Below are 24173 nucleotides of genomic sequence, written 5' to 3' on the forward strand. Positions count from 1 at the left end.
GATTTTAGCATAAGCAAAATTATAATTGGCAAAAACTTTCACAATCCACCAAATCGGCGATTGCGGTTTTTAAACTCTAGAAGCATTGTTTCTAATTCTTCTTTGCTAAAATCTGGCCATAAAGTTTTGGTAAAAAATAGCTCTGCATAGGCACTTTGCCATAAAAGAAAGTTTGAGAGGCGCATTTCACCTCCTGTGCGCACTAGCATATCCACAGGTGGAATTCCAGCAGTATCAAGTGCATTTTCAATTGCATCAATATTAAAAGTTTGTTCTTGTGCTAAGGTGAGCTTCAAAAACGCACGGCACAACTCATCTTTGGAACCATAATTTAAAGCAAGTATTTGTGTAAGTCCTGTGCATTTCTCTTTGGTTGTAAGTTCTAAAGCGTGAATTTTTTGTTGTAAGTTTGGGCTAAAAATACTTAAGTCCCCGATGGTTTTAAAGATGATATTGTTGTCTAAATAAGTAGAAAATTTGGAATCCAAGTATTCTTCTAGCAAACGCATTAGAAAATGCACTTCTGTTTTTGGACGTTTCCAATTTTCAGTAGAAAAGGCATAAAGGCTAAGGTATGCGATTCCGTATTTTGCGCAAAATTCCGTGATTTGCTGGATTTTTTGTGCCCCTGCTTCATGTCCAAAAGTGCGCATTTGTAAGTGACGTTTTGCCCAACGTCCATTGCCGTCCATAATAATTGCTAGATGTTTTGGCATTTAACCCTCTAAATCAAGCAAGGAATCGCTAAACTCGTAAAGTGGCACAATATCGCTATTAATATTAATATGTGTCTCTTTGATAAAAGCTAAGGAATCCAAGTTTCTGCGCAGAAGGTTTGCTACGCTTTCATACATCACGCTAATATCTAAGCGCACACCTTCTTTAAAATCCCAAAGTAAGCCCCAAGTCGCCCCTAGATTTGAAAATACAGAGTAAAACTCTAAACATTCCTGCTCTTGCAAACGTTTTTTTCTTAATTGCATAAAGCCATCTTTGCTTGCATCATCATAATGCAGTGGAATTGTTAAAACCTTGTGCTTTATAGACATTAGCATGTGGCTAAGGAAGGCAAACTCCCATTTGGATTCTGCATTTGCTAAGCGGTCAGTTAGAAAGCCTTTCATTACATCAAAGGGATTTTCACTATTTTGCAAAAATTGTTCTAAGGTTTTTTCATTAAGCTTTAAAGGAATGTTGGAATCTTTTAGCAAATTTGGTTGTTTAATGAGGTTTGAAAGCGTGATAGAACCTGTGCTGCCACGCCCCATCATTGCCCAGTATTTACTGCCAACTTGAAGTTCTTTTAGGCTTTTTGTCTCCATTGCAGCATTGCCAACTTTCAACATATAGCGAATGCCTTGTAATTTTTCCATGACTTCAAGCTTAATGGGCAATGTGGCGTTAAATTGCGTTGTTTTGGAGGAATTTTGTAGAGCATTTTGCACTTGGGCTAATTGATGTAATTGCTTTATCATAAATAGCGTGCCTGTTCTAAGATTTTAAATGCTAAACTTAGTTTATCACACAATCCTAAATCTTTGATAGATGCATCTGTTATCCATAGAAGTTGGTTGTCCTCTGCATTTAGAGGATTATGGTTTGGCGTAATGGTGTTTAGGCATATTGCGTCTAATCCTTTTTGTTTTAAGGCTTTTTTTGCATGACTGGTCCCATTTTGGGATTCTAATTTAAAGCCAATAGTTTTTTGGCGTTTAACAATGGTGGCTAAAATATCTTGATTTTCAATTAACAAAAGATTCCATTTCTCTCCGATTTCTTGCTTTTTTAGCTTTTGTGTTGCCCTATTTTTTGGGATATAATCGCTAATTGCAGCACTCATAAATAAGAAAGATTTCGTATCTTTAGAGTCTAAATTTTGCATTTTGGATTCTGTATTTTGCCATTTTTGAATTGCTTGGAGATAATCTTGTGTGGATTCTACTTTTTTGACTTTTACTTTTAAAGGCAGGATAAATGGGAATTGTGAGCTTATAAACTCTACTTTTGCGCCTAGAAAATAGGCAGCAAGGGCAATACTAGCTCCCATTTTTCCACTAGAATAATTAGAAAGAAAGCGCACAGCATCAATGTTTTCTCTGCTACTTCCTCCACTTATGCACACGCAACATTGTTTCCAAAAAGGATTTTTATAAAATGCGCGCACAATGGCAAAACTCATTTCTAAGGGTTCAGCTAATGCACCATTCCCGATAGTTTGGCAAGCTAACTCTTTGCATTGTGGTGTAATTAATACAATTTCTCTTGTTTGTAAAATTTTTAAAGATTCCGTAGTAGCCGGGTTTTCTAGCATTTTTGTATTTGCTGCTGGGGCGATTAACTTTAATTTGTCAAAGGCTAGAAAACTCTCCAATAAGATATTATCAGCTATTCCATAGGCGATTTTATTGATTGTATTAGCGGTGCAAGGGGCAATGATAAACAAATCTGCCCAAGTGGCAAGTTCAATATGATTACAAGGAGTTTCTCCCCAGCTTTGCGTATTTTGCGTTAGCACATTATGATGTGAGAGTGTTTCAAAGAGCAAGGGTTGCACAAAATCACATGCGCCTTTGCTCATCACCACACGCACAGTTGCCCCTAATTTTTGTAGGATTCTTATAAGCTCTAAGCTTTTGTAAATTGCTACGCTACCGCAGACTCCCAAAGCAATTTTTTTGTCTTCTAAGAGTTTGCCTAGTGCTTGAATCGTCCTATCTAGCGTTTGTTCCATTGTTTGCTTCCTTTTGGATTCTATTTATTGTGCTTCTAGTTCAAAGCTTATGTCATTTGGGCTTAGGGTTTTAGAATCTTTTTTGTAGGGTTTAACATAGCCTAAATCTACAAGCGCATTAGAGAGTTTTGCAAGCACAGGACCGCCTGCCCCGCTTCCACTTCCGCCATGTTCTACCATTACGGTAATAACATAGTGTGGATTATCTGCTGGTAAAAATCCTGTAATCCAAGCTTGAGAGCGGTGAAAATAGTCCATATCAGCTTCTTTTATTCTTGTTTTATCTTCTTGGGAGATTCCGACTACTTGTGCTGTCCCTGTTTTGCATGCTAGATAGGCTTTAGAATCTCTTGTTGCATAATTTGCAGTTCCTCCACTTTGACTACACACTTGTCGCATTCCTTCACGCAAGACTGGAAGCTTACTTTTTTCAAAATGATTTAAGACATCTTTTGGCGTTTTATCAATGGGATTTCCCCCCATATTTTTCACAAAATGTGGAATAGGAAGCTTCCCTTTTGCAATGAGTGCTGTGTAGTTTGCAATCTGCAAGGGGGTAGTTAAAAATAAGCCTTGTCCAATAGAGCTAACAATAGTATCGCCTGTATACCAATCTTGTTTGTAACGTTCTTTTTTAAAAGAGGGGCTAGGCACAATTCCAATAAACTCATTAGGCAAATCTACACCCGTTTTTGCACCTAAACCCATTTTTCTTAGCACATTAGCAATATTTTCAAAATCCGTACGTTGGGCTAGGATATAAAAATACACATCTACACTACGTTTTAAGGCTTTGTATAGGTCTGCACTTCCATGTCCTTCCTTTTTCCAATCGCGAAATTTACGCCCACCAAGTTCAATGAAAGGTGGAGTTTTAATTTCCGTGTTTTCATTAATTTCTGTGTATTCTAAAAGTGCTAGTCCCATTCCCATTTTTATAACAGAACCGGGTGGATATAAGCCATTTATAAATTTGTTAATTAGTGGTTTATAAGGGTTATCGCGCAAGGAATTCCAATTCTCATAAGAGATTCCACCAACAAAATGGTTTAAGTCATATTCTGGGTAACTTCCTGCCGCTAAAATCTCACCATTATTTGCATCCATAATAATTGCCGCTCCATTTTTATCTGCAAATATGGAATCCATTATGCGTTGGAGATTAATATCAAGTGTGGTGGTAAGATTACGATTTTCAACAGCTTCTTTGTGGGAGAGGACACCGACTTCTTGATTGAGTGCAGTAACTTTGACTACGCGTTCTCCTAGTTCTCCTTGTAAAAAGGTATCATACTGGCGTTCTAGCCCTTCTTTGCCGATATTTCCTGTGTATTTTGCGATGGGTTGGCGCTCAATATCTTGAGTATTTGCACGACTAACATAGCCAATAATATGTGAGGCAGTGGCATTATTAGGATAGAAACGACGCGCTAGTGGGATTATGCGCAGTGTATCACTTTGGCTAAGTTTGGGATAAAGCCTCAAAATTTCATCATGTTCAACAAAGTCAATCACAGAGATAAACTCGTGATTATAGGGAGAGTCTTTTTGGCGATATTTTTTGATGAGTTCTTCTTTAGAGTATTCTGGAAAAAAGGCTAGAAGTTTTTGTATTTCTTGTTCTAAAAGAGGTAAGTTCGTGCGCAAAGATAGGCGTGGGGGTAGAGAAATGCTAAAACCTATGGTGTTTGTAGCAAGAGGCAGTCCGTTGCGATCTAGAATCTGCCCACGGATTGGCACAATGGGTTCTTCACGTAGCATATTTTTTTTTGCTTGTTCTTCAAAGTTGTTATGCTCTAAAATACTAATATCAAAGATTCTAATAAGCAGTAAAAGCCAAAATAAAATAAAAATGCTAAAAACTAAAATAATGCGTGTATTCATTTTATAAAATCCATAAAAAAATCCAAATCAAAAACACTTCAATCCCCGCATAGAGTGCTAAAAGCAATGAAAATTGCGGAACTGGAGTATCAAAAAGCCAACCAAAAAAGTAAAGGAAAGCAAAATAACCAAAATACGCATAAAAAATAAATAGGGGAATGAAAATTTTGCTATATCCAAAGAATTTGCGGAATTTTGGAAGGAGAATCTTAAAAGAAAAAAGAATAAACAATAAGGTGCTTAGTAGTGGTAAGCCTTTGCTTGCTTCAAAATAGAGAAAAAATGGCACAAAAAAATAAAATGTTCCAAAGGATTGTTCCTCATATTTTTCTTGTGCAATAACATAAACAACCCCAAAAAGTGGTGGTAAAAAATAATAAATATCGGTAATTGCGATATAAACAATAGAAAAAATGACTAAGAAAAAGATTCTTAGATTTCTTTTATCAGTGCTATTTCTTCGCATAGTGGAAAATGTTTGCATAAAATACAATCCGCCCAGATTTTTTGATTAGGAATTTTGTCTTTGCTAATTTCTATAAAATCTAGCTTCTCAAAGAGTTCGCGTTTATAGGTTAGCACCAAAATCTCCTTAACTCCTAGTATCTTGCCCTCTCTTTGACAATCCAAAATCATTGCCGTAGCAACACTCAAACGTTGCGCAAAGGGGGCGACAATTAAACTTCTGATTTCAGCAAGGGATACAGAATGCAAATGCAGAGCGCAAAAACCTAGCATTACAGGATTTTTAAGCGCACTTAGGGGATTCTTTTCTAAAATGAGTTTTTTGGGTTTAGAATCTAAAATGGCTTTCTCCTCCCAAGCTATGCGGTAAGAGCGAATCATATTTGCCATTGTATCTACACTACGTTCTAAAATTACGCCACGTTCTACTTCTGGGCGGACGATTTCACGCATTGTTGGAATATCACTTAATTTTGGCGGAGTTATAATCATAGGGTATATCCTAATGTGTTTGCTACAATAAAATCTGCAATTTTTGAAGTATTTTGCTTCTTTAGAGAGCTTGAAAATAAGGCATTTGGAAATATAGTTTTAAGCTTATTTTGTTCGCTAACATTGAGTTTGTCAAATTTTGTAAAAATTTGCACAAACCTTTGGTCTCCTCTTAAAAATTGTCCGATAAAGGTGATGAGATTTGCATCAATTTCTAAATTAGGGTGTCTGCTATCTACTAAATGCACAAATAATCTAATGCAATCTCTTTTGCGTAAAAATTCTACTAAATTGCGATTCCACAATTCCTTTTGACTTTTAGCAACCTTAGCATAACCAAAGCCCGGCAAATCCACAAGTATCAGCTTAAAAACTTCTAAGGTAGAATCTAAATTTTTGGATTCTAAAAATACAGAATCTTGTGCGGAATCTTTAGGGACATTTTTTTTCCATTGTGTTAAGAAGAAGTTAATTAGCTGTGTTTTGCCCGGAGTAGAGGAGCTTTTAGCAAGTTTTTTTTGGTTACATAAAAGATTAATTAACGTGCTTTTGCCCACATTGCTACGTCCCAAAAATGCTACTTCTGAAAGTGTTGGTGGGGGACATTGTGAAAGATTTTGTGCCGAAGTTAGGAAGCTTGCACTCTTTAGGGTAAAGGTTTGCATCATTGTTCTTTGTCTAGCTTAAAAATTAGACGTGCAGGTTTTTTTGCATTACCTACAACATTGATATAGCCATCTTTGTAGCGGACTATGATTTTATCGCCACGTACGATATTTTTCTTACCCACTTCACGCACAACTGCATTGCCTAAAATTTGGTATTCTTGTGTATTAGGAAAATAAAGGGCTTGATTAGATTCCCCCTCAATCTTGCGCCCATCTTTTAAATTAAACCAAAAACGTACATTTCCAACAGCTTGCATCTTGTTAGGGCGATTATTGGAATCTAAACTCACAAAGGCTTCATTTGCAATCAAGCGATCGCCTGCACGTTTAATTTCTACATTGCCCTTTAGATGTGTGAGTCTCTTTTTCTCATCACCAATAAATTCTTGCGCACTCACTTCAATTTCATTTGCAATTGCAAAAAGTCCTAAAAATAGGATTCCAATTAAGAATTTCATGGATTTGTCCTTAAGGTTCCATGGATATGTGTTGCATAGATTTTTTCGTCTTTATAAACAATATTTTTTCCACGGATTGTTGCATTTTTGTCTAAAATCACAAATTCACCAATACCTTCTAGGTTTTTGGAATCTGGATAATAACGTGCTTGTTGGCTCCAAAACTTCGTATTATCGCGTGTGTAACGCACTCCTTGTGGAAAGAAAATATCGCGGTTATTATAGAGAGCAAAATCTGCTTGTAAATGTTCTTGTGTCGTATTATTAAGATTTTTTATATTTAAGGATTCTAATTCACTTTCTTTCTTTGTGTTTTCTTTTGCTTTTTTGCCTCTGGCTATGGTATTTACTCCACTTTCTGTAATTTTAAAATATTCAAAATCAAGCACTTCAAAACGTGTGATGTCTTGTTGGGTCTGCGTAATGCGTGTGTGTTTGGTACTTAGGACTAGCACCATTGTGATACTAAATCCACACAGCGCAATAAAAAAAAGAGTTACAAGTTGTCCGCTTTGGGTTTTTGGGGAATTAAACAAAAAGCCCATAGAGTTTCGCCTCTAAATTTTCTTTTTTAATAAGCACATCAATCATTGCGCGCACAGCACCTTTGCCGCCTTTTTGCTTTAAAACTTTGCGTACATTTTGTTTGACGATTTTAGCGGCATCTTTTGGTGCGTAGGAGTGTTTTACAAGTCTAAGCATACTTAAATCATTTAAATCATCACCGATAATTGCTACTTCGCTTAATGCAATATTTGCCTCTGTTAGAATTTCCTTTAAGGCTTGTGCTTTATCTTTAATACCTTGCTTAATGTAGGTAATGTTTAACTCTCTAGCACGATTTTCTACAAGCTTAGATTTTCTACCTGTAATGATTGCAACTTGTCGTCCTAATTTAATCCACGTAGCAATTCCTAAGCCATCTTTGACATTAAATGCCTTAATCTCTGCCCCATTATCACTATAAATAATGTTTCCATCACTGAGTGTTCCATCCACATCTAGCACAATGAGTTTAATCATAATACGCCCTTTGTGCTAGGGATTCCAAGTGCTTCGTTTTTTGTGCATGCTCTGCGCAAAGCAACAGCAAAAGCTTTGAATGTCGCTTCTAGTAAGTGGTGATGATTTTTACCTCTTTTTGTAACGATGTGCGCAGAGATTCCAGCATTAACTACAACAGCGCGAAAAAACTCTTCGGCTAACTCGCAGTCAAATTCTCCAACTTTTCCGCTTAATGGCACTTCATAGACTAAAAATGGGCGGTTACTTAAATCTAAATCACATTCTACGCATGCCTCATCCATAACAACACTTGCGTTTCCAAAACGTTCTACTTGACTAATGGGAAAAATAGAGCTTTTTAAAAGTGAGCCAATTACGATTCCACAATCCTCTATGCTATGATGAAAATCTACTTCCAAATCCCCATTGCAAGTGAGATTTAAATTCCAATTTGCATGCTTACAAAGGGCTTGGAGCATATGATCAAAAAATCCGATTCCACTTTTTATATTGCTATCTCCACTACCATAAACTTCCAAAGAAGCCGTGATTTGTGTCTCTTTTGTGTTACGTGTTAATGTTTGCATTTTTAAACCTTATTCTGTGGTGATAAATGCCCCTGTGATTTTTTGGGAAGCGATGAAGTCTCTTGCTTCTGCTTCGCTTTTAAAACCACTTAGCATTACACGATAAATGGGGGCATTATCAAGGATATATTCTTTAATGATGGCTTGATAGCCATGAATATCTGTGTGGCTTTTTTGGTAGCTTTGCGCACCTTCTTTGCGCCTAAATGCACCAATTTGAACGAGGAATTGTGAAAGCTGCATTGTTTTTTGTGTTGTAGCAACCTTGTATTCACTACGTGCAATAGTTTCTTGATTAAGTGGCAAGGAGTTAGAAATCGCACCATTAAAGCCAATGACTTCCACGCGTACACGCGCTGTGCCTTTTGTTAGCATATCAATATCTTGTGCGGCACTTTTGGATAGGTCAATAATTCTTCCTGCAACAAAAGGACCTCTATCGTTAATGCGCACAATCGTAGAGCGCCCATTTTCCTTGCTTGTAACACGTACGATTGTATTCATAGGTAAAGTTTTGTGTGCCGCAGTGTGCGCATACATGCTGTAAGTCTCACCATTAGAAGTTTTTTTGCCATGGAATTTAGGACCATACCAACTTGCGATTCCATCATAGCTTTCCCCTAGTGTAACGGTTGTGGGATAATACCATTTGCCATTAATCTGATAAGGTCGCATTGTGGCTTTTTGTGCTTGAGTGCTGTTGTGCATTGTGCCATAATTTGGCGCACTGCTATTATAAGGAATATTTGTTCCTTTAGAACCACAACCACTAAGCAACAAAAGTATTAAAAAAGTTGCGAAAGCCTCTAAAAAACTCCTAAAAGTTTGCATACTACCCCCTATTAAGTGGAATCACAATTTCTTGATTAATGGAGAGTGCATTGGAGTTTGTGATTCCATTTTGTTGTGCGATTTGCTTACTTGGCACACCATAACGTTTGGCAATAGAATGCATAGTCTCTCCCTTGCCTACACGATGCACAAGGTAAGGTTTAATTTTAATGGATTCTTGATTTTGCGTGTTTTCTTTGTATTGTGCTAGAAATTGATAGGGGATATGCACGTTGTAAGTTCTAGCAAATGTTGGTGTGATTGTGCGTTTAAATTGCGGATTGTAGTGTTTTAACGCGTTTAAAGAGATTCCAGCTTTGGAGGCAATTTGGTTAAGCGGTGTGGCTGGGGCTACTTCAATAGTCGCAAGAAGCGAATTTGCACCACGATTTAAGAAGTAGTCGTAGTTGTTGGTTTTTAGCATGTCAATGTTGTGAAAAAGCAAGGAGACAGAGAGGATTTTACGGATATACATTCGACTCTCTAGTGGAATATATTTTTCTTCTGGGTCTAATAGCACACTTAATGAGTCGCTGCCTGCTTTCTCGATTGCTTTTCTTAAGCGTCCATCGCCGCAATTATAAGCAATTGCCGCAAGATACCATTTGCCAAAAGAAGCTTTTAGGGATTTTAAATACATAATAGCAGCTTGTGTGGATTTGATAGGGTCTTTGCGCTCATCAATTTGTGCATTAATAGAGAGTCCTAAAGATTGCGCAGTTTTTGGTATAAACTGCCACATTCCAATGGCACGTTTGCTAGATTTTGCAGTGAGGGAAAAGCCTGATTCTATCATTGCAAGATACAAAAACTCTTGAGGGATTCCTTCTTTTAGGAACATTTCTTTTAAGGTTGGGATAAATTCTTGTCCATTTTTGAACTTTGAGAGTAAATAATTTTGATTAGCATCGCCCAAAAAGGTATTTTTTACATCAATAAAATAAGTATTGTTTAAAAATTCTGGTTCAACATCAAAGGTTTTTAGCACCTCTTCGCTACGCATATCGTAGCTTAAACCATCAAATTGCGCATAACTTAATGAAAACAGACAAAGCAAGATATAAAAAATTTTCATTTTGAGATGACCTTATTAAATAAAATTGAACTTAAAAAATTAGTTATTTTATCTAAAAAATTCTAATTTTTCAATAAATTTAAGTTTAGCTTAGAAAAGCAAAGGTAGGATTTTAAGCAAAATTATGTAAATTGGCTTTCTTGATAAAGCTTTGAAATAAGGAGTGTAATGAAAATTCTATTAACTGCAAACGATATTACAATAGGCGGAGGTTTAGAAAGGGTTGTTTGTAATTTAGCAAATGCCTTTAATGAACTTGGGTTTAATGTGGAAATTCTTAGTTTTTATAATTCTGGTGGGGGGGGGGGGTGTAAGTTTGATTTAGATTCTAATATCAAGCTTACATTTTATGAAGCAAAGTTTAATGTCCATAGCAAAAACTTTATTTTAAAAGCCTTTACAAAGACTATTTATAGGCTTTTTGTGGCGGCAAGATTAAAAGCTTTATATAAAGATAAAGATTTTATTATCCACAATTGTTATTTTTATCCCTTATTTAAAAATAAAAAGACAAAATACATTAAAATCAAGCATTCGGATTTTAAAAATACCTACACTTATAAAGATAAAATTTTTGATGCTTTGGTCGTGATTTCTTTAAAAGAAATGCAACTTTGGCAAAAGAAATTTAATAATGTTTATTATATTCCTAATTTTATGCCTACTTTAGCAAAACAAGAAACAAATACGCGCACCAAAACACTATTAAGTATAGGCAGAATGAGTGAAGATGATATAAAAGGTTTTGCGCGTTTGATAGAAATTTGGTCTTTGTTGAGTGGGGAGAAGGATTTTAAAGAATGGAAGCTTGTTATAGTAGGCGAGGGTGAATTTAAACCAAAGCTAGAAGCTCTCATTAAACAAAAAGGCTTATCAAACTGCATTTTGAAGCCTTTTACAAAAAACATCAAAGAAGAATATTTAAATGCTAGCATTTACTGCTTAAGCTCTTATAAAGAAGGCTTACCCACTGTTTTACTTGAGGCTTGTAGTTTTGCCCTGCCTTGCGTTGCCTTTGACATTCTTACAGGACCTAGTGATATTATAGTTGATGGAAAAAGTGGTTTTTTAATCTTAGATGGGGATTTAAAAACTTACGCGAATAAACTTAAACTTTTGATGAGTGATGAGAGTTTAAGAAAAAATTTTGGGCAAAATGCACGGCAAATTGTTAGTGAAAAATTTTCTAAACTTAAGATTTTAGAAAAGTGGCTTGAGCTTTTTAAACTTTTACAAAATAAAGCTTGAATTTTTTTGTAGATTTGTATTGCGTTATAGTTTCAAAGTTAGCTTGAGTTAGGAAACTTGCATTTTTATTCAAATGAGAGGATTTACAAAAACTCTTAAGGCTTTTTAATGTTAGTCTTATTGTGATAAGGTAATGCTTGATGTGCCTTTTGTTCTAAAGGCTTAAGGCAAGGAGTTGGTATTTTTATTTTGCAATTTTTCTTATCTTTACAAATGGCACAAGCCTAGATTGCAGATAAAGTTTAGGTAAAAGAGATAAAATTTAAAGAGTAGGAGTTAAACACATTTGTTTTGTGCTATAATCCTCGCCTTATTCACTGCATTTGTTGCTGTGTTGTTTTCCGTGTGAAAAGCCCATAGCTAGCGCTACAATTCACTTTTAAAAAGTTCAAAATGCCTACAAATACAATTTTTATGGGAGAGATTCCATTAGGAAAGCTCTTTTTTATGCGTCTTGAAAATGCATTTTTGCTCGCTTCAAGTAATGCTACTATTGAAGTGGTGAGCGATTTTGATAACCTAGAATCCGAGCTTAGCGCATGGTGCCGTTTAAAAGGGGAGAAGTTTATTCAAAAAACTCCTTTAAAGCATTGTTTTGCTTATATATTCCAAAAACAATCCTTAAGTGCATTTCCATCTTTAAAAACCGACTCCATATTGTCCCTTGCGCCTAAGGCTTTTGGACTTACTGCAAGGGATTCTCTACCACAGATAGCAAGCCCAGAATATGACTTTATGTTAAACCATAAAGAAAGTATTTGGAGTGAGAATCTTAAACGTCTTTATGAAGACTCCAAGTCTGCGCAGTGGAATGCGACAAGTGAAATTGAGTGGAATGCGATTCCAGCTTATGAAAAGGCGTTAGAATTTGCTATTGCTCAAGTTATGACTTACCTTGTAGAAAATGAGTTTTCAGCCCTTTATGTGCCTTCAAAATTCCTGCCAAAAATCTCACCTTATTACACAGAAGTGCCTTTGTTGCTTTCAAGCATTATTGGTGATGAGGCAAGGCATATTGAAGTTTTTATCAAACGTGCAAAAGCCACAGGTTTGGGATTACAATATTCTACGCTAACTACACAACAAAGCCTTTGGACGCTATTTCGTGAGGAAAATTATTTTGTATCTAGTTTTTTATTGCACATTATGGGTGAGGGGACTTTTGTAGATTTACTCCATTTTCTAGAAGACCATATTTTAGATGCGCCAACAAAAAAACTTTTGCGCCTTGCAAGAAAAGATGAAATGCGTCATGTCGCTTATGGAATGGCGCATATCAAGCAGGGCTTAAGTAGCAATCCTAGTAAAATTGCTCTTTTAAAACGTTCTGTGTTAGAGCGTAGAAGCTATTTAGATGAATTAAGTGGGGAATCTACACTGCTACTAGAATCCTTAGCAGTAATTGCTGGGGGTGGCAATGCTCCAAATGCTTTAAAAAGAGGCTTTGAAGCCCTAGAGGAACTTAAGTATAAAATGGAGAAAAACCGCACAAAACGTTTGATTGAATGTGGAATTGATGAGGAACTTGCAAGGGAACTTAGCAAGGCGCACACACCAAATTTTATGTAGAATCTTTTGTGGTAACGTAAATTACGTTATCCCAAAGGGTTTATATCCTTTAAAATCCGTGTGATTATTTAACACAAAAAAGGAGCTTAAATGCTAAAAAAAGAAACAATTTTGGAATCCACGCTTGCTTTTGGTAAGAAATATGTCGCCCCCCTAACGCAAGAAGCAGACAAGGAGGGAAAATTTCCCAAATCCGCTTATGATGCACTACGTAAAGAGGGTTATATGGGACTTTTAGTTCCAAAAGAATATGGAGGCTTAGGTGGTGGAAACTATGAACATACGCAAGTTTGCTATGCTCTAGCGCAATACTGCGCAACAACGGCACTTTGCTATATGATGCACAACACTTCTGTGGCTGGACTTTGTGCAACAGGCTCTGAAGCACTAAAGCAAGAGTTTTTGCCAAAAGTTGCTAAAGGTGAGATTGCTTTCGCGCTTGCTTTTAGTGAAAGTGGTTCTGGGACACACTTTGGAGAACCTGATATTACAGAAGAGGTCAATGGAAAAGACAGAATTCTAAAAGGGCGCAAAAGTTTCGTAACTTCCGCTAAACATGCTGATTATTATTTGACTTATACAAATTCTTGTCAAAACAAAGGGACTAAGAACATTTGGCTTGTGCATAAAGATTCTAAAAATCTTTTGCATGAAGAGAATGTATGGAATGGTTTAGGAATGCGAGGAAATGCGTCAGTGCCGGTGCAGTATAATGGTGTGAGTGTAAGCGAGGCTTTAAGAATTGGCGATGAAGGACAAGGAGAGAGTGCTGCAGGAGCAGTTTTAATGCACTTTGTAACAGGGCTTGCAGCGGTGTATAGTGGGCTTGCAAAAGCTGCGTATGATTGCGCACTAAATCACACAAAAACAAGACAATATACAAACAAAACTTCCCTTAGCGATGTGGAGCTTGTGAGAATCCATTTAGCAGATATGTATGCTAAGACACAAAGTGGAATCGCATTAGCTCTTGATGCGGCAAATAGCTTTGATAGAGGGGCTGAAGATGCAGTTCCTAAAATCTTTGCTTCACGTATTAATGCAACACATAATGTTATGGAGGTTTGCACACTTGCAATGCGTCTAGGTGGAGGAAAGGCTTATAGCAAACTCTTACCACTAGAGCGTTATATGCGTGATGCGCTTGCTTCACAAGTTATGGCACCAAGTCTTGATGTGCTAAAAGTTTGGTTAGGCGATGCAATTACAAAATAAAGGAATATAATGAAAACATTATTACTAGGAGCTGTTGCGTATGACCCTAAGGTTGTGCCAATTTGGGATATTATTAGGGATTATGCTAATGCAAATGCAGAGATTTTTGGGTGTAAATTAGACTATGTGCTTTTTAGTAATTATGAGAGGCAAGTGGATGCGTTGCTTAATGGGCATATTGATGTTGCTTGGAATACAAATGTGGCTTGGATTCGAACATTGCACGCAACACAAGGGAAAGCAAGAGCGTTAGTAATGCGTGATACAGATGTGGATTTTACTACAAAATTTGTTTGTAAAAAGGGAAGTGGAATCCAAAATATTGCAGATTTAAAGAATAAACGTTTTGGGCTAGGTTCAATGGATTCTGCACAAGCGGCAATTATGGGGTTGTATTATTTGCAAAAAGAATGCGCACAAGATGTTATTTTGCAAGAATTTGATTCTCCAGATGCGTGTGGTAGAGGAAAGAGCGATACGTTAAAGACTTCTAGCCTCTCTGTTGTGCGCCACAATAGTGATGTGGGTAAGCATGGAGATACAGGGAGAAGCGAATTTGAGATTTTAGAAGCAATCAAGGCTGGAGAGCTTGATGCAGGGAGTATTGGTTCAAGCACTTGGATTAGAATCTTACAAGAGGGTAGTTATCCAGATATTGAGAGTTTTTGGACGAGTCCGGGATATTGTCATTGTAATTTTTCTGTCATGCCAAAATTTGATTCTAAGCTTGCAGAATCCTTTACTCAAATGTTGCTTAGTCAAAATGCCAAAAAAGATAATCCTGTGATTGCAAAAATGATGCAAATGGAGGGCTTGAATGCGTGGATTAGAGTTGGTGAGAGTGAGCTTAGGGCTTATGATATAATTTATAAGGCAATGGAAGAACAAAATCTTTTGAAAAACACCCTTTAGTTACGCGTAATTCTTATATTAGATAAGGTTAAGATTTCTTAGGTGCAAATTTTGCTTACTCTTAGAGTTCATCAAGGAGTGAGCAATAAGCACTTCTGATTCTACCAAATTAACAAATTTTTTGCTAGGCAATAGGCATTTTGTTGGTCTTAAAGTAATTTCACTCTCAATTCTGTAAAAACTTCTTTGGAATCTTTCAGGCTTGTTATCTACAAAGCCTGAAGAAAATATTTCTTGATTAAAAATTTATATTAAGGATAAAGCATTGTAATGGTAAGGGTAAAAAGATTTTGAAATTTGCAAACAAAGTTTAATAAGTGTCAATGTGCTTTAAGATAATCAATTTAAAAGGTTAAGATAGTCTTTATTTAATAGAAATGGATACATTTTCTTTCTTTTTCTATAAACGGCAAAGATACTCCAAAGAAAAAGGTTGTGAATCCATCTATAAAGAGTATTTTGTGTTTAAGAACCACTTTTACAAAGTCTTGATTGTGAGAGGATTTTTAGGTAATTAAAATTTAGATTCTAATTTTTCAAAGTAGTAGTGGCGGACAGAGAGAGATTCGAACTCTCGGTAATCTTGCGACTACGCATCCTTAGCAGGGATGTGGTTTCAGCCAACTCACCCATCTGTCCAAAAGAGTAAAAATAATGAGGCGTAATTATAGCAATTTTAAGTAAAAGAGAGCTTAAAATTATGTGATTCCGCTATTTTGTAAGGCTTCTGCTTGGAAGTATGCCACGATTGGATCAATTACGGAATCTAAATTTCCACTTAGCATAATTTCTTCTAAGCTATATAGTGTAAGCCCAACGCGATGGTCTGTTAGTCGGTTTTGTGGGTAATTATAAGTGCGGATTCTCTCGCTCCTATCTCCGCTTCCTACTTGAGATTTTCTAGTTTCTGCATTTTGCTCCATTTGTGCTTCAAGCTCTGCCTCATAGATTCTAGCTTTTAAGATTTTCATTGCTTTGTCTTTGTTTTTATGTTGAGATTTCTCATCTTGCATAGAAACACTAATGCCCGTTGGAATATGTGTGATTCTAACAGCGGAATCTGTGGTATTTACGCACTGCCCACCATGTCCTCCTGCGCGAAAGACTTCAATACGCAAGTCATTTGGGTTAATCACCACTTCTACATCATCTACTTCAGGCATTATTGCAACCGTGATTGCTGAAGTATGCACACGCCCTTGTGATTCTGTGGCTGGAACGCGCTGCACACGATGTGTTCCGCCTTCATATTTTAGTCTTGAATATGCACCTTTGCCTTTTACAAGCGCAATGATTTCCTTATAGCCCCCCACGCTATTTTCACTAGAGCTAATGATTTCTACTTTCCAACCTTTAAGATCTGCATAGCGCACATAGGAACGAAATAAATCTCCAACAAAGATTCCAGCTTCATCGCCTCCTGTCCCTGCGCGCAATTCTAAGTAAATGTTTTTATCATCATTAGGGTCTTTTGGAAGTAATAAAACCTTGATTTCTGCTTCTAAAGCTATATTTTGTGATTCTGCTTCTTTAATTTCCTCCTTTGCCAAATCGCCTAATTCTTTATCATCTAGCAATGCCTTATTTTCTTCAATGCTTCGGAGGTTATTAAGGTATCTACGCGCTTTTTCTACAAGTTCTTCTAAATCGCTTTGTTCTTTGCTAAGCTCTGTAATGCGCTTAATATCCTCTAAGATATTAGGGTCTATGAGCAATGCGCTAATTTCATCATAGCGTTTGATGAAAGGTTGAAGTTTAGAAGCTAACATATATAGGGTTTTAGGGGAACAAACGCTAATTTTAAGCGTTTGCTAGGGCAAGTTTTTTAACAGAAGCATTCAAGCGACTAACTTTTCTAGCGGCGGTGTTTTTAGTTAGTATTCCTTTGCTAACATAGCTGTGGAAGTTTTGGTTGATTTGTCGCATTGTTTCTTGAGCTTTGCTTAAGTCTTTTGCATCAATTGCTTCTTTTAAAGCTCTTGTCATATTTTTAATTCTTGTTTTGTAGTAGCGATTCCTTTCTGTGCGCTTTTTTGTCTGACGAATGCGTTTCTCTGCCGATTTATGATTTGCCATAGGGTATTAATCCTTTTGTAAAAAATTTAAGCTAAAATTCTATTTAATATTTTATTAAAAGCAAATAAAAAGGCGTAATTATGAAGTTATTTGGGACAGATGGTGTAAGGGGTGAAGCAGGTGTGAAGTTAGACGCATTTTGCGCACTTAAACTTGGGATTGCAACGGGGATTTATTACAGAGAACATGCAAAAACAAATAGAGTCCTAGTGGGCAAAGACACTAGGCGGAGTGGATACATGCTAGAAAATGCCCTTGTTAGCGGACTTACAGCAGTGGGTTATGAAGTGATCCAAATTGGACCTATGCCGACACCAGCAATTGCGTATTTGACAGAGGATATGCGTTGCGATGGAGGGATAATGGTTAGTGCTAGTCATAATCCTTTTATGGATAATGGAATCAAATTTTTTGGACGCAGTGGGTATAAGATTGATGAAAAAGATGAAGAGGCAATTGAGAAGATTTATAATGACTTAGGAATACTTGAATCTGCGCAAAAAAGAGGTAAAGAGATTGGCTCATCTAAGAGAATTGATGATGTTGTGGGACGTTATATTGTGCATATTAAAAACTCTTTCCCAAAAAACTTATCTTTGCATGGAATCCGTGTTGTGCTTGATTGTGCTAATGGGGCTGCATATAAGGTTGCGCCGACAATTTTTAGTGAGCTTGGAGCGGAAGTTTTTGTTATTAATGATTCTCCAAATGGTTTTAATATTAATGAAAATTGTGGAGCAACACAACCTTTAATGCTACAAGAAGAAGTGCGCCGTGTGCGTGCTGATATTGGATTTGCTCTTGATGGTGATGCAGATAGACTTGTAGTTGTTGATGAAAAGGGTGAAGTCGTCCATGGGGATAAACTAATAGGTGTCCTAGCCTTAGCTGCTAAGGAATCTAAAATGCTAAAAAATAATGCCGTTGTTGCAACAATTATGAGTAATTACGCATTAGAGGAATTCTTAAAGTCTCATGGAATTGCGCTTGTGCGCTCTAATGTGGGGGATAAATATGTCCTTGAAGCAATGCTTGAGAAGAATTTAAACTTTGGAGGGGAGCAAAGTGGGCACATTATTTTTAGTGATTTTGCAAAAACAGGCGATGGATTAGTGAGTGCTTTACAGACAATGGCATATATTCTAAAGAGTAAGAAATGCGCTTCTAAAGCCTTAAATTGCTTCAATCTTTATCCGCAGATTTTAGAGAATCTTTCTGTAAAAGCTAAACCAAATTTAGAATCGCTAGAGAATTATGAAGTCTTTTTAAAATCTATTGCATCACAAAATATTCGTCATTTAATTCGTTATAGCGGCACGGAAAATAAATTGCGCATTCTGTTAGAAGGCAAAGATAAAAAGGTGCTAGAAAAAGCAATGCAGAAATGTGAAGAATACTTTAAGGATAAAATTTGCTAGTTAAAAATTCTAAAAGTAGAATTTGGTTTAGCTTTTTCATTGCTTTGTGTGTCGTGCTCGTGATAGATCAAGCAATTAAATGGTGCTTTGTCTTAAATGGTTATAAGCATGGAGATAGGATTTATGCAACAGATGTGATTTCTCTGCTGCTTGTGTATAATAAGGGTGTGGCGTTTTCAATGTTTGCATTTTTGCAAGAGTGGTTGAAATACTTGCAAATTGCTCTTTTGGCTGGAATCTTTTTTTATTTATGGAAGCACGGAGAGATTCTAAGAGCGCATTGTATAGCACTTGGAATGATTTTTGGTGCAGGGATTTCAAATGTTTTAGATAGGTTTGTCCATGGAGGGGTAGTGGATTATATCTTTTGGCATTATAAATTTGAATTTGCGATTTTTAATTTTGCTGATGTGATGATTAATGTCGGCGTGGCATTTATTTTATTTAACGTATTTTTAAGAAAAGATAAAAGCGTGCTGTGATAGAATATGCGACTATTCTTAGATAAAATTAATAGGTCGCGTAGCTCAGTTGGTAGAGCACTACCTTGACATGGTAGTGGTCGCTGGTTCAAGTCCAGTCGTGACCACCAAACTCCTTTAATCCATTAGAACTTAAGAATCTCAATTGTGCTATTAATATTTTCTTGAATATCCTTTGCAATTTCATCATTGTATGCGCCTGCACAAAGGATTACCATAATGTTGTTGCTGTTTTGCAATATTTTTGGAGATTGCACAATGTAATTTGTTCCGTATAATCTTTTTCCTTGTTTATTCGGATTATTATCTAATATATTTTTGATTTTTTCACTTTTTAAACCTTTGTAAAGTAAGTATTGAGAAAATAAATGCGCACCAAAAAGATAAATTTCTTTTTTGCTATTTTGAATACGCGCATTGATTTGTTTTATGGTGTTAAAATAGTAATCTTCCATCTCCAAAAAGAGTTTTTTGTTTGCATCGTAGTTTAGATTTAATGGCATCTTAATTAAGTGATTATCTAGTTTTGCCCTTATAAATATAGAATGCTCACCAAAGTATTTTTTATCAATAATGGAGAAGTTATTTTGTTGGAGTAAAAACTCTATTACGTTTTCATTTATAAAAATCGTATGCTCAAAATTTAGGCAGTTTGTCCATTTATTTTCAAGCCATTTTTGCATATTGGGGAGAGAGAACACCATCTGCCCCCCCCCTATTATTTAGAATCTTGTAGCATTTTTTTAAGAATTTGTGTGGTTCATAGATGTGTTCAAATAAATGGCTATGCACAATGCAGTCAAAATTTTCATTGATGTTGTGATTTTCAAAATAGCCGTCTATGTATTTTACTTGGCTATTTTTATTTGTTGAGTTTGGTTCAATAATTGTCCAATTTATGTCGCTTTTTTCTAAACAATTTTTGGATAATTTTCCATGTCCCCCGCCAATTTCTAAAACATTCTTAGGAGGAGATTCTAAGATAAAATCTGCAAACTCTTTATGGTGGTTCTCCCAGATAGCACCAACACTACCTGCGTCATGCCCATTTTTGTATAAAATCTCTAAAGGGATAAGTTTTTTAAGAGCGATGACTCCACTTTGATATATCACCCATTCTTGCATAGGTGATATATCGTTGTTGGGTTCTTTTGGATCCACACAACCACAAAAAAGCGGAAATTTGTCATTGGATAATTCTTCAAATTCCTTTTGGGCTGTGATTGGGCAAAATTCTCTGTTAATGTAGTGCATTTGTTATTTCCTTGTTTTTAGTATTGAGAATCTTCTACGCATTTTTTACAAATAGGATGCATTTTATACATTCCATCGCAGTGAAGATTTCTTAAATTTTGCATTTTTGGAGAGTTCCAAAATTCTGAAATTTTAAAATTTTTGTTTTTATTAAGCTCCTCAAATAAATTTCCTATGGGCATTTCATCCCCATAGAAAGTGCAACATGGCAAAACATTTCCTTCAGCAGTAATGACTAGATTTTTGTTAGGAAAAGAGCATTTAAAGCTCTCCATTTTTGTCGTTGTTTTGCTTTTTAGGTTGCTTGTGCTTCTTGGGGGTTTTACCATTTCTTGCACACCAATCATATCCGCTTTATTCTCCCAAAAGTCTATAAACGCATTAAGCTCATGTTCATTTAACTCTGTTCTTACAAAATTGACTCTAATTAAAGGTGCAATGCAATTTCTTTTGTTTTTGATTTCTATTAAGTGCATTATATTATGGACAACTTTTTTGTAGTCTCCACCAGGGCGCATTTTATTGTATGTGTCTTCAGTATAAGCATCCAGTGAAATTTGTATTCTATCCACTCCAGATTCTATTATGGATTCTGCCCTTTTTTCATCAAGAAGCATTCCATTTGTGGAAAAATAAATGTCTAAAATCCCCATTTTTTTAGCATGCTCAATAAACCTTTCTAAGTCTTTTCTTAAAAGGGGTTCGTTCAAGTAGTTCATTCTTATGGATTTTAGTCCCATATCTAATCCCTCATCAATAACTTTACAAAAAACATCAAAGGGAAATTCAATTCCTTTCTTGTCGGCATTGGATTCTACTGATAATGGGCACATTGGGCATTTAAGATTACAGGTTGCATTGAGTTCAAAGTCAATTTGTATTGGAAATCTTGGAAAGAATTCGTATTTAGAAGCAGAATTATACTCCTTGCGGTAAGCATTCCATAATGCCCCCCCCCCCCCTCATTTTTAGCATTTACCCATTGGTATTTTATACTTTCAGCGTCTTTTAAGGAAGCTAGTGTATCAAATTTTTCAGCACCTAAAACTCCTGTAAAAGAAGTTTTATCTCTAGTAATTTTAGCCATTTTTATTCTCCTTGTTGTTTAAAATTAAATAATCTTCTGGTGTCCCACAAAAAATAATTGCATTGCGTGGAATCTCAAAATATCTAATATCTTTTCCTTTGTGAATTAAAGAGTTATACAAAGGGGCAATGTAGTATTCTCCTTTGTTTGTGATGTTATTAGCAAGACTTGTGTTAAAAGCCTCTAAGAAATCACACGCTTTTTTAAAGTAATACAATCCGCTACTGCATAATGATGATATTCTCTCTTTTTCTGTTGTTTTTATGACTTTGTTGCTATCTCCTGGCAGGATAAAACTCCATTGTTCGCCATCGCCTTGAAAAACCTCTAAATATCCATCAATTTTTTCATAATCAAGAGTAGCGGGGAGTTTGAAGTTTGGACGAAATGTGTCTATGTTGAATATTAAGATACTTTCATCTTGGGGAATATTTGCATTTTCTAATCCTAAAGATACGGTGTGTGCTTGTCCTAATGTCGGCTTTTCTAACTCCACTAACACATAGTTGGATAAATGCAATTTTTCACATTCTTTAACGATGAAGTCTTTTGTTTCTAAAATTTCTCGGTAGATAAATAAAAATTTACAAGATTTGTAATACTTATTAAAACTATTGACTGCATTAAAAAATACGGAATTCTCTTTAATCTTTAGCATATATTTTGGTTGCGTAAAGCCAAATTTTGTAAATCTACTGCTTAGCCCAGCCATAGGAAAAATGATTGTCATTTTATATCCTTTTTTAATTGGCAAAAATCATGATAGAGTCTAAAGGCATTAGCAAATAAAGCCATTTGTCGTTTTTTGTCATCACCATGGAGTGGAAGCATTGAGAGAAATATATGAATCATAATTGCATAAATCTCTAAATTATCATTTATAAAAATTTCTAAAAATTTATTTTGAATTTCCATAATATTTTCTGGAGTTTTTATGTGAAAGTCAATCCTTCTCTCTTTGATTTGAAGTTCATAATAACCGCATATAATAAAGTCATATAAGCCTATGCAAGAGTGCATAAGCTTTGCATAATCGTATCTAGAATCCCCATAAGGCGTAACTTGATTATTAAAGTCAATTCCTCTTGGGTCAAATGTTTTAATGCTGTCTGAACGGAAATCATACATAATGTTTGAAAAGCAAAAGTCTCCATGAATAAAGGAATTTATTTTCGCGTCTTTAATGTGTAAATTAATATCAGATAGCATTTGAGAGATTGAGACTTTTGTTTGTTTAAATTCCCATTCATCGTCGTAATTCATGTTATTTGCTTCTAAAAATACATTTAATCTTTCTTTTGTTTTAAAGACATAATTAAAATTGATCGGAACATTTGTAGTGTTGGAGTGCAAGACTTTTAAAAAAGCATTAATTACTCTAAAGATTCTACCCCAAACATAAGGCTGCAATCTACCAAATACAAATAATTCAGATAACGTGTTAAGGTATAAATATTCTACTTTATAAGAAGTATCACTAGTTTTTAAAAAAGATGGAATATTAATAGTAAGTTCTTTTGGAAGTTGTTCAAACCAAAAGATTTCTCCTTCTATTTTTGTATTTAGAGTAGAGGATTTCATAAAGTAATTATCGGAAATGGTCAATGTGTTAAAAGCTCTTTGTGATGTAACTTTCTTCTTAGAGTTAAAATAGCTACTTAGCAATCCAAAATCAAACCAGTCTTTGTTAAAGCAGACATGAAAGGGATTATTTTTTGAGTAAAGCTTGATTCCTTCTATAAAAGCAAAATCACTTTTTAGCAAGGATTGAACAAATTGATAAGGTTTTTTGATACTAATTAACCCATTTAGAATTAAATTATTGTCTATTAAATTATTGTCTATTAAATTATATTGATTGCTTAAATACTCCCAAGTATGTCCAATATCTGAATAGCATACACTTAGTGTATCTAGCGAAAAATCGGTTTTGGTATTAATCTTAGAGAAGTAAGTATCCCCATGCAAAATGATTAAACGCTCATCTAATGGGAATAGCATATTAAGGCAATAAACTACGGATTCTCCAAGACTTAGATTGTCTGGGACATATATCAATTTGCCCCCCCCCCCTAATAAATTATAAAGCTTATTTTTATCTGTTTCATCAATTTTGAAGCTTTTTGGTAGAGATAATGCAATTTTTTCATTCCTAGAAGAAAATAATTCTATTTGATATTCGTATAAGCGTTTATTTCCTAGTGGTAAAAAAGCTGGAGGAATCTTTCCAAATTCTGCTTGAAATTCTGAGTCTAAATATTTTGCGGAAGTTATTAGAACCATAAATCACTCGCCAATATTTTTTTGTTTTTCTTGTTTTAGTAGCTCTAAAATATTTTCATAACGCATTGAGCAAAATTCGCTAGGTCTTATCGCCTTATCGTCAATATAAAATCCATCAAATCCACACCATGGCTTACCAACAATGACTTCATCATAAGGCACATTGTGTTTATTAAGCCACTCTAATATATTAGGTAGTGTATGGATATTAATCTGCCCTATATTGCCATTGTGTGTGCGCATACCTCTACTAGTAGATATAGTGATATTAAAACCCATTTCTTTGTATTCTCTAAGTTTGCGGATAACTTGAGTATTAGGGGTTTTGTTGCTATAAGAATCATCGGATTCTATTGTTAGAGTCCCATCAAGGTCAATAATAATGTTTTTCATGATTTGAGCCTTATAGTGTAAATTTTTAAGTTAATATAGA

Annotated in this window: 28 protein-coding genes and 2 tRNA genes; 7 read left to right on the plus strand and 23 right to left on the minus strand. The window is 35.4% G+C overall.

Translation table 11 applies throughout. The features are described from left to right. Nucleotides 1-38: 38 nt before the first annotated feature. Genes K4G57_RS03720 through K4G57_RS03780 form a run of 13 tightly spaced genes read right to left on the minus strand, consistent with a single transcriptional unit; the run spans nucleotide 39 to nucleotide 10196 of the window. Nucleotides 39-716, minus strand: a complete 678-nt coding sequence (locus tag K4G57_RS03720; RefSeq protein ID WP_221531911.1) for a di-trans,poly-cis-decaprenylcistransferase — start codon at nucleotides 714-716, stop codon at nucleotides 39-41. Further along, nucleotides 717-1475 (minus strand): hypothetical protein, encoded by a 759-nt coding sequence (locus K4G57_RS03725; protein WP_221531910.1) that lies wholly within the window; start codon nucleotides 1473-1475, stop codon nucleotides 717-719. It abuts the gene before it with no gap. Further along, nucleotides 1472-2731 (minus strand): bifunctional phosphopantothenoylcysteine decarboxylase/phosphopantothenate--cysteine ligase CoaBC, encoded by a 1260-nt coding sequence (coaBC, locus tag K4G57_RS03730; protein WP_221531909.1) that lies wholly within the window; start codon nucleotides 2729-2731, stop codon nucleotides 1472-1474. The genes K4G57_RS03725 and coaBC overlap by 4 nt, the downstream gene beginning before the upstream one ends. Nucleotides 2732-2755: 24 nt before the next feature. Further along, a complete protein-coding gene (gene mrdA / locus K4G57_RS03735; protein ID WP_221531908.1) occupies nucleotides 2756-4615 on the minus strand; it encodes a penicillin-binding protein 2 in 1860 nt (619 codons plus the stop codon). 1 nt (nucleotide 4616) lies between these two features. Next, nucleotides 4617-5081, minus strand: coding sequence for a hypothetical protein (locus K4G57_RS03740; protein ID WP_236033210.1), 465 nt, complete (start codon nucleotides 5079-5081; stop codon nucleotides 4617-4619). Next, on the minus strand, nucleotides 5048-5572 hold the full coding sequence (locus K4G57_RS03745) for a GNAT family N-acetyltransferase (protein ID WP_221531906.1): 525 nt from the start codon (nucleotides 5570-5572) through the stop codon (nucleotides 5048-5050). The genes K4G57_RS03740 and K4G57_RS03745 overlap by 34 nt, the downstream gene beginning before the upstream one ends. Then, a complete protein-coding gene (locus K4G57_RS03750) occupies nucleotides 5569-6237 on the minus strand; it encodes a GTP-binding protein (RefSeq protein WP_221531905.1) in 669 nt (222 codons plus the stop codon). Before K4G57_RS03750 ends, K4G57_RS03745 begins: the two co-directional genes overlap by 4 nt. Further along, nucleotides 6237-6698 (minus strand): LptA/OstA family protein, encoded by a 462-nt coding sequence (locus tag K4G57_RS03755; protein ID WP_221531904.1) that lies wholly within the window; start codon nucleotides 6696-6698, stop codon nucleotides 6237-6239. Before K4G57_RS03755 ends, K4G57_RS03750 begins: the two co-directional genes overlap by 1 nt. Next, nucleotides 6695-7243, minus strand: a complete 549-nt coding sequence (locus K4G57_RS03760) for a hypothetical protein (protein ID WP_221531903.1) — start codon at nucleotides 7241-7243, stop codon at nucleotides 6695-6697. The genes K4G57_RS03755 and K4G57_RS03760 overlap by 4 nt, the downstream gene beginning before the upstream one ends. Beyond that, nucleotides 7227-7721 carry a KdsC family phosphatase gene (locus tag K4G57_RS03765; protein ID WP_221531902.1) on the minus strand — a complete coding sequence of 165 codons (495 nt, stop codon included), beginning with the start codon at nucleotides 7719-7721 and terminating at the stop codon, nucleotides 7227-7229. The genes K4G57_RS03760 and K4G57_RS03765 overlap by 17 nt, the downstream gene beginning before the upstream one ends. Continuing rightward, entirely contained in the window at nucleotides 7718-8290 is a 573-nt protein-coding gene (gene hisB / locus K4G57_RS03770; RefSeq protein WP_221531901.1) for an imidazoleglycerol-phosphate dehydratase HisB, read from the minus strand. Before hisB ends, K4G57_RS03765 begins: the two co-directional genes overlap by 4 nt. A gap of 9 nt (nucleotides 8291-8299) precedes the next feature. After that, nucleotides 8300-9121, minus strand: a complete 822-nt coding sequence (locus K4G57_RS03775) for a septal ring lytic transglycosylase RlpA family protein (RefSeq protein ID WP_221531900.1) — start codon at nucleotides 9119-9121, stop codon at nucleotides 8300-8302. A gap of 1 nt (nucleotide 9122) precedes the next feature. After that, complete coding sequence (locus K4G57_RS03780) at nucleotides 9123-10196, minus strand: lytic transglycosylase domain-containing protein (protein WP_221531899.1); 1074 nt, start codon at nucleotides 10194-10196, stop codon at nucleotides 9123-9125. Nucleotides 10197-10364: 168 nt separating this feature from the next. On the opposite strand from K4G57_RS03780, the gene K4G57_RS03785 reads away from it, so the two are divergent. From K4G57_RS03785 to K4G57_RS03800, 4 genes are all read left to right on the plus strand, one after another. Then, nucleotides 10365-11444 (plus strand): glycosyltransferase family 4 protein, encoded by a 1080-nt coding sequence (locus K4G57_RS03785; protein WP_221561802.1) that lies wholly within the window; start codon nucleotides 10365-10367, stop codon nucleotides 11442-11444. 393 nt (nucleotides 11445-11837) lie between these two features. After that, on the plus strand, nucleotides 11838-13013 hold the full coding sequence (locus K4G57_RS03790) for a ferritin-like domain-containing protein (protein WP_221531897.1): 1176 nt from the start codon (nucleotides 11838-11840) through the stop codon (nucleotides 13011-13013). Nucleotides 13014-13103: 90 nt separating this feature from the next. Next, nucleotides 13104-14228: an acyl-CoA dehydrogenase family protein gene (locus tag K4G57_RS03795; RefSeq protein ID WP_221531896.1), complete on the plus strand. Its 1125-nt coding sequence runs from the start codon at nucleotides 13104-13106 to the stop codon at nucleotides 14226-14228. A gap of 9 nt (nucleotides 14229-14237) precedes the next feature. Next, nucleotides 14238-15140 carry a phosphate/phosphite/phosphonate ABC transporter substrate-binding protein gene (locus K4G57_RS03800; protein WP_221531895.1) on the plus strand — a complete coding sequence of 301 codons (903 nt, stop codon included), beginning with the start codon at nucleotides 14238-14240 and terminating at the stop codon, nucleotides 15138-15140. Between the two features lie 548 nt (nucleotides 15141-15688). On the opposite strand, the gene K4G57_RS03805 is transcribed toward K4G57_RS03800, so the two are convergent. The 3 genes from K4G57_RS03805 to rpsT all read right to left on the minus strand — a co-directional run bounded on the left by K4G57_RS03805 (nucleotide 15689) and on the right by rpsT (nucleotide 17216). Next, nucleotides 15689-15779: transfer RNA gene (locus K4G57_RS03805), tRNA-Ser, on the minus strand. A gap of 59 nt (nucleotides 15780-15838) precedes the next feature. Continuing rightward, the gene (gene prfA / locus K4G57_RS03810; protein WP_221531894.1) at nucleotides 15839-16909 is read right to left on the minus strand and encodes a peptide chain release factor 1; all 1071 of its coding nucleotides are present in this window, start codon (nucleotides 16907-16909) and stop codon (nucleotides 15839-15841) included. Nucleotides 16910-16940: 31 nt separating this feature from the next. Next, nucleotides 16941-17216, minus strand: a complete 276-nt coding sequence (gene rpsT, locus K4G57_RS03815; protein WP_221531893.1) for a 30S ribosomal protein S20 — start codon at nucleotides 17214-17216, stop codon at nucleotides 16941-16943. An 80-nt stretch (nucleotides 17217-17296) separates the two neighbouring features. On the opposite strand from rpsT, the gene glmM reads away from it, so the two are divergent. The 3 genes from glmM (at nucleotide 17297) to K4G57_RS03830 (ending at nucleotide 19226) form a co-directional block, all read left to right on the plus strand. Then, nucleotides 17297-18634 (plus strand): phosphoglucosamine mutase, encoded by a 1338-nt coding sequence (gene glmM / locus K4G57_RS03820; protein WP_221531892.1) that lies wholly within the window; start codon nucleotides 17297-17299, stop codon nucleotides 18632-18634. After that, complete coding sequence (gene lspA, locus K4G57_RS03825) at nucleotides 18628-19116, plus strand: signal peptidase II (RefSeq protein WP_236033209.1); 489 nt, start codon at nucleotides 18628-18630, stop codon at nucleotides 19114-19116. The genes glmM and lspA overlap by 7 nt, the downstream gene beginning before the upstream one ends. 34 nt (nucleotides 19117-19150) lie before the next feature. Beyond that, a tRNA-Val gene (locus K4G57_RS03830) sits at nucleotides 19151-19226 on the plus strand. A 15-nt stretch (nucleotides 19227-19241) separates the two neighbouring features. Here K4G57_RS03830 and K4G57_RS09080 read toward each other — a convergent pair. Genes K4G57_RS09080 through K4G57_RS03860 form a run of 7 tightly spaced genes read right to left on the minus strand, consistent with a single transcriptional unit; the run spans nucleotide 19242 to nucleotide 24133 of the window. Continuing rightward, complete coding sequence (locus K4G57_RS09080; protein WP_236035815.1) at nucleotides 19242-19820, minus strand: hypothetical protein; 579 nt, start codon at nucleotides 19818-19820, stop codon at nucleotides 19242-19244. Further along, complete coding sequence (locus K4G57_RS09085; RefSeq protein WP_236035816.1) at nucleotides 19783-20370, minus strand: class I SAM-dependent methyltransferase; 588 nt, start codon at nucleotides 20368-20370, stop codon at nucleotides 19783-19785. Before K4G57_RS09085 ends, K4G57_RS09080 begins: the two co-directional genes overlap by 38 nt. A gap of 17 nt (nucleotides 20371-20387) precedes the next feature. After that, entirely contained in the window at nucleotides 20388-21203 is an 816-nt protein-coding gene (locus K4G57_RS03840) for a radical SAM protein (RefSeq protein ID WP_236033208.1), read from the minus strand. Continuing rightward, nucleotides 21185-21457 (minus strand): hypothetical protein, encoded by a 273-nt coding sequence (locus K4G57_RS03845; protein ID WP_221561803.1) that lies wholly within the window; start codon nucleotides 21455-21457, stop codon nucleotides 21185-21187. The genes K4G57_RS03840 and K4G57_RS03845 overlap by 19 nt, the downstream gene beginning before the upstream one ends. Continuing rightward, nucleotides 21450-22187 carry a glycosyltransferase family 2 protein gene (locus K4G57_RS03850; RefSeq protein WP_221531890.1) on the minus strand — a complete coding sequence of 246 codons (738 nt, stop codon included), beginning with the start codon at nucleotides 22185-22187 and terminating at the stop codon, nucleotides 21450-21452. The genes K4G57_RS03845 and K4G57_RS03850 overlap by 8 nt, the downstream gene beginning before the upstream one ends. Next, a complete protein-coding gene (locus K4G57_RS03855) occupies nucleotides 22184-23740 on the minus strand; it encodes a capsular biosynthesis protein (protein WP_221561804.1) in 1557 nt (518 codons plus the stop codon). The genes K4G57_RS03850 and K4G57_RS03855 overlap by 4 nt, the downstream gene beginning before the upstream one ends. A 3-nt stretch (nucleotides 23741-23743) precedes the next feature. After that, a complete protein-coding gene (locus K4G57_RS03860; RefSeq protein ID WP_221531889.1) occupies nucleotides 23744-24133 on the minus strand; it encodes an HAD hydrolase family protein in 390 nt (129 codons plus the stop codon). Between the last annotated feature and the right edge of the window lie 40 nt (nucleotides 24134-24173).

Source organism: Helicobacter turcicus (genome assembly GCF_019711685.1).
Taxonomy (GTDB): domain Bacteria; phylum Campylobacterota; class Campylobacteria; order Campylobacterales; family Helicobacteraceae; genus Helicobacter_D; species Helicobacter_D turcicus.